The sequence below is a fragment of the Aeromicrobium sp. PFPM2_SD2 genome (genome assembly GCF_057364525.1).
Genome location: NZ_JBNFNZ010000141.1, coordinates 1 through 5505, shown reverse-complemented (window position 1 = coordinate 5505; position 5505 = coordinate 1). Strand labels below are relative to the sequence as shown.

Here is a 5505-nt window from a genome sequence, read left to right as displayed (position 1 = left end):
GCCGACGCCGCGTGCCGCTCGTGAGCCGCCCAGGGCCTCGGGCAGCGGCGCGTTGCCGGGCGGGAACAGCGCGGCGTCGTCGCACAGGGCCGCGAACAGGGGCGGGACGTCATCGGTTGCGTGCCCAGGACCGGTAGTACGTCCCGTCGTCGCTGGCCAGCGCGCCCTCGCCCAGCTCCAGCGGGCGGAACGTGTCGACCATGACCGCGAGCTCGTCGAAGAACTCCGCGCCCAGGCTGGCCTCCATCGCGCCGGGCTGCGGGCCGTGCGCGTGGCCGCCGGGGTGCAGCGAGATCGAGCCCTGGCCGATGCCCGAGCCCTTGCGCGCCTCGTAGTCGCCGCCGCAGTAGAACATCACCTCGTCGGAGTCGACGTTGGAGTGGTAGTACGGCACCGGCACCGCGAGCGGGTGGTAGTCGACCTTGCGCGGCACGAAGTTGCAGATGACGAAGTTGTGCCCCTCGAAGGCCTGGTGGGCCGGCGGCGGCTGGTGGATGCGGCCGGTGATCGGCTCGTAGTCGTGCACCGAGAACTTCCACGGGTACAGGCAGCCGTCCCAGCCGACGACGTCGAACGGGTGGTGCGGCACCACGAAGCGGGTGCCGACGATCCCGCGGCTCGTGCGGTGCTTGACCAGCACCTCGACGTCCGTCTCGTCGACCAGCAACGGCTCGGTCGGCCCGTGGATGTCGCGCTCGCAGTAGGGCGCGTTCTCGAGCAGCTGGCCGAAGCGCGACCGGAAGCGCTTGGGCGGCTCGATGTGGCTGAAGGACTCGATGACGTACGCGCGCAGCGGCTCCTCGCCGGTGGGGATCCAGCGCGAGACGGTCGACATCGGGATCATCACGTAGTCGCCGGACTCGACCTCGAGCGCGCCGAAGACCGTCTCGACCCGCGCCGTGCCGGACTCGACGTAGACCATCTCGTCGCCGTAGGCGTTCTTGTACAGCGGGGACGTCTTGCGGGCCACGGCGTAGTGGATGCGCACGTCGGCGTTGCCCAGCACGAGCCGGCGGCCGGTGACGACGTCGGTGTCGGCCCAGGTCTGCTCGGGGAACAGGTCGTGCAGGCGCAGGTGGACCGGACGCAGCGGGTGGTTCGGGGTGAGCGTCTGGTCGGGCAGCACCCACTCGGTCGACTCGAGGATGGCCGAGGGGATGTGCCGGTGGTACAGCAGCGCGCTGTCGGAGGAGAAGCCCTCCTCGCCCATGAGCTCCTCGTAGTAGAGGTTGCCCTCGGGATCGCGGTGCTGGGTGTGACGCTTCGGCGGGACGTGGCCGAGCGAGCGGTAGTGCGCCATGGTCTGGCCTCCTCGTTCGTGAGTTGATCAATACCTTAACTATCTGTCGACGTGACGACAACCACGTTCCGGCAGGAGGGGTCTAGCGGCGGTCCCGCACGCCGAAGTCGCGCGCGGTGACCAGCTTGTTCAGCAGGGCGACGAGCGTCTCCTGCTCGTCGTCGGTCAGGACGTCCACCCAGGCGGTCTCCCGCTCGTTCTGGGCGCGGAACGTCTCCTCGATCTGGGCGCGGCCGGCGTCGGAGAGCTCCAGCCGCACCGAGCGCCCGTCCTCGGGGTCGGGCGTGCGCAGCAGCACCCCGTCGTCCACGAGCGGCTTGGCCAGGTTCGACACCGCCGCCCGGCTCATGCCGGTCAGCAGCGCCGCCGTCTTGGGCTCGATCGGCCCGGCCAGCCAGACGACGAAGACGAGCCGGTAGGCCGACCACGAGCGTCCGCGCGGGCGGTGGATCGCCGCCTCCAGGTCGTAGGTGACGATGTCGGACGCCCGGTTGAGGCTCAGCAGCACCCGGTTGGCGGCGGCGTCGTGGTCGCCGACCCGGGCCCGCAGCCGGCGCGTGGCCAGCTCGACGAAGGACCAGTAGTCGAGGTCCTCGGTGGCGGACATGGGCGTCAGGCTACCGGCCGGGAGGCGGACCGGGCCGGGGCCGCGCGGGGCGGCCCCGGCCCGCTCGCTCACGCGACCGGCTCGGCCGTCCGCGGGGCGCGCCTCTGCTCGCCCTCGCGCACCTTGACCAGGCCCAGCATGATCACCGAGACCACGAGGCAGCCGATCGGGAAGTACAGGCCGATCGTCACGTCGTCCGCGGTGGCGTTCTTGCCGATGACGTACGGGGCCGCGAAGCCGCCGAGCGCCGCGATCGTGTTGATCGCCGCCAGGCCGACCGCCGTCTCGGCGCGGGTCAGCACCTGGCTGGCCAGCGCCCAGTACGGGGCCAGGTAGCCCAGCACGCCGATGGCCGTCATCGACAGGAAGATCAGCGCGACCTGGGCGGTGTCGACCGTCAGGATCGTGCCCAGCAGGCCGATCGCGGCGAGCGACAGCGCACCCATGGTGTGGAACCGGCGCTCGCCGGTGCGGTCGCTGTTGCGGGCGATGAGGAACATGCCGATCGCACCGACGATGAACGGCAGCGCGCCCAGGAAGCCGATGTTGGTCGACGAGTAGTCCGGGTTCATCTGCTTGATGATCTGCGGGACGAAGAACGTGTAGCCGTACAGGCCGCACGCGGCGAAGAAGTTGGCGACGGCCAGGTGCAGCACGCGGGGGTTCCTGACCGCCTTGAGCAGCTCGCGCCAGCCCTCGGCGTCCTCGGGCGCCTCGTACTCGGCCTTGATCGAGGTGTCGATCCAGTCGGCCTCGCGCTTGCTCAGCCACGTCGCGTCCTTGGGCAGCGACGGCAGCAGGAACAGCACCGCGACGCCCAGCAGGATGGTGGGGGCGCCCTGCAGGATGAAGACCCAGCGCCAGCCGCTCAGGTCGAACCACGAGACGTGGTCCAGGATCAGGCCGCCGGTGAACGAGCCCACGATCATGGCGATCGGCTGGGCCATGGCCATCATCGCGATGGCGCGGCCGCGGTCGGCCTGGCGGAACCACAGCGTCAGGTACAGCAGCAGGCCCGGGTACAGGCCGGCCTCGGCGATGCCCAGCAGGATGCGGACGCCGTAGAGCTGGTCGAGGCTCTGCACGAAGCCCATGAGGACCGTGACCAGGCCCCAGGTGATGGCGATGCGCGCCAGCCAGACGCGGGCGCCGAACTTCTTGAGCGCCATGTTCGAGGGGACCTCGAAGACCACGTAGGCCAGGAAGAAGATCGACGAGGCCAGACCGAAGGCCGCCGTCGTGATGCCCAGCTCCTCGCCCATCGTCAGCTGCGCGTAGCTGATGTTGGTGCGGTCCATGTAGTTGAAGATGTACAGCAGCATGACGATCGGGATGATGCGCACAGAGATCTTGCGCACGATCGCCTGGCCTTCGGCCTGCGACACGGTGTCGCGGTCAGGTGCTCCCATGAGAGTCTCCTAGTCGAGGGGTGGGCGCGGGCCGGGGCTTGGTAGGTATCGTCCCGCGCCCATCGTTCACACGGTGGGGATGGTCCTGGACGCCGCGAGAGCGGCGGCTCCGAGACCGGCGATGCGGCCCATGGTCAGGGCGTTCGCGACGGCGTTGCCGCCGCCGACGTAGCGGGCGCCGAGGATCCCGGCACCCGCCTCTCCGGCCGCGTACAGGCCCGGGACGGGGTTGCCGACCCGGTCGAGCACGGCGGCCGAGCCATCGATCTGCAGGCCGGCGTGCGTGCACACCAGCTCGGCAGGCAGGATCCGGGCCGCGTAGAACGGTCCGTCCGCGATGGGGGCCGGGTGGTCGCTGCTGCCCTTGGCGGCCAGCGACACGTGCCGCAGGAAGTCGGGGTCCTCCCCCTGCGGAAGCTGTGAGTTCCAGCGCTCGACCGTCGCGACGAGCGCGTCGGCCGGGACGCTCATGAGGTCGGCCAGCTGCTCCAGCGTCGAGGCCCGGAGCGTGCGTCCGGCCTCGACCTCGGCCTGGACGTGGTCGGCGTTCCAGTGCGCGTAGCCCTCCGGCAGGCCCAGGCGGGCCTTCTCGTCGAAGAGACGTGGCACGGCCCGCCCTGCAGGTCGATGAGCCCGCCCGAGACGGCGTACGAGGCGTCCTCGTCCATGAAGCGGCGGCCCTGGTGGTTGACGTAGACGCGCGACTTCGGCGGGAAGCCGGACTGCCAGTGGTGCAGGCGCTGGAAGTAGACCGTGGGCATGAGCAGGCCCCAGTCGTGGCCGACGACCGACGCGTCGACCTGGTCGCCGAAGGCGAGGTGGTCGCCCTGCGAGCCCTCGGCCGCGACGACGAACAGGTCGTCGCCGGCCTCGAGCGCGGCCGGGTACAGCTGCTCGAGCAGCTCGCGGTTCTGGGCGAACCCGCCGGACGCGACGACGACCGCGTGGGCGCGCACCTCGATGTCGTCCACGACGACGCCGCGCACCTGACCGTCCTCGACCAGCAGGCGCTGCACGCGCGAGTTCAGGACGACCTCGACGCCGTGCTGCTTACGGGCGGCGTCGAGCGTCTGGACGAGCCCGTAGCCCTGGTCCTTGGGGACGTGGCCGCGCCAGACGTCCTCGACGCCGGCCCGGCACAGGCCCGGCTCGTGAGCGCTGGACGAGACCACGGCGGGGATCTCGACGCCGAGGCCGATGAGCCACTCCAGCGTCGGGGCCGCGTTGTCGCAGAACGCCTTGACCGGGCCCGGCTCCAGCAGCCACTGGTTGAGGTCCATGTAGTGCTGGAAGAACCGCTCGGCGGAGTCCTCGACGCCCAGGCCCTGCTGCACGGACGTGCCGGCGGCGGTGAACAGGCCGGCGGACAGCTGGGTGGAGCCGCCGAGCTCCTTCTGCGACTCGAACAGCAGCACGCTGGCGCCCTGCTCCGCGGCGGAGACCGCGGCGGACAGGCCGGCGCCGCCGCCGCCGATGACGACGACGTCCACGACGTCCTCGGTGGTGCTCACAGGGTTCCTCCCGACTCGTTGACGATGCGGTGGTACAGGCCGTTGGAGACGAGACCGCCGTCGACGGTCACCTCGCTGCCCGTCATGTAGCTGGACCGGTCCGACAGCAGGAAGAGCACGGCGTCGGTGACCTCGTCGACCGTGGCCACGCGGCCCATGGGGATGGACGCGACGGCCGACTCCACGAAGTCGTCCGAGCCGGCGAGCAGCGCCGTCCCGACCAGGCCCGGGTGCACCGAGTTGACCCGGATGCCCCACGCGGCGAAGTTGCCGGCCGCGGCCTTGGACAGGCCGGTCAGGCCCCACTTGCTCGAGGAGTAGGCCGGCGAGAAGTAGCCGATCTGCCCCGAGATGGACGAGACGTTGACGATCGAGCCGCCGCCGTTCGCGCGCATCGACGCGGCGACGGCCTTCATGCCGTAGAACGGGCCGAACAGGTTGATCCGCATGGTCAGCTCCCAGACGTCGTCCGGGGTCTCCAGGAAGGTCAGGCGGCGCGAGATGCCGGCGTTGTTGACCAGCCCGCCGACCTCGCCGTGCGCCGTGCGCACCTCCTCGACCACCCGGGGCCCAGGCGGGCCGCGTCGGTGACGTCGAGCTCGTGCGCCGAGGCGCTGCCGCCGGCGGCGGTGATCTCGTCCACCACCTCGGTGGGCGTCGGCCACGTCGGCCACGGCC

At 71.0% G+C, this 5505-nt stretch carries 5 protein-coding genes and 1 pseudogene; all 6 read right to left on the bottom strand.

The genetic code is table 11. The features are described from left to right. Window positions 1-109: 109 nt before the first annotated feature. Window positions 110-1300, bottom strand: a complete 1191-nt coding sequence (locus AC2W7G_RS08365) for a homogentisate 1,2-dioxygenase (RefSeq protein WP_485868024.1) — start codon at window positions 1298-1300, stop codon at window positions 110-112. Window positions 1301-1382: 82 nt separating this feature from the next. Beyond that, a complete protein-coding gene (locus AC2W7G_RS08360; protein WP_485868023.1) occupies window positions 1383-1907 on the bottom strand; it encodes a MarR family winged helix-turn-helix transcriptional regulator in 525 nt (174 codons plus the stop codon). A 68-nt stretch (window positions 1908-1975) separates the two neighbouring features. Then, window positions 1976-3316 carry an MFS transporter gene (locus AC2W7G_RS08355; protein ID WP_485868022.1) on the bottom strand — a complete coding sequence of 447 codons (1341 nt, stop codon included), beginning with the start codon at window positions 3314-3316 and terminating at the stop codon, window positions 1976-1978. 66 nt (window positions 3317-3382) lie between these two features. Beyond that, window positions 3383-4806: pseudogene (locus AC2W7G_RS08350) on the bottom strand (FAD-dependent oxidoreductase). Window positions 4807-4823: 17 nt separating this feature from the next. Further along, a complete protein-coding gene (locus AC2W7G_RS08345; protein ID WP_485868021.1) occupies window positions 4824-5378 on the bottom strand; it encodes an SDR family NAD(P)-dependent oxidoreductase in 555 nt (184 codons plus the stop codon). Then, the coding region (locus tag AC2W7G_RS08340) for a hypothetical protein (protein WP_485868020.1) at window positions 5315-5505 on the bottom strand (191 nt) is incomplete at its 5' end. The genes AC2W7G_RS08345 and AC2W7G_RS08340, both read right to left, overlap by 64 nt.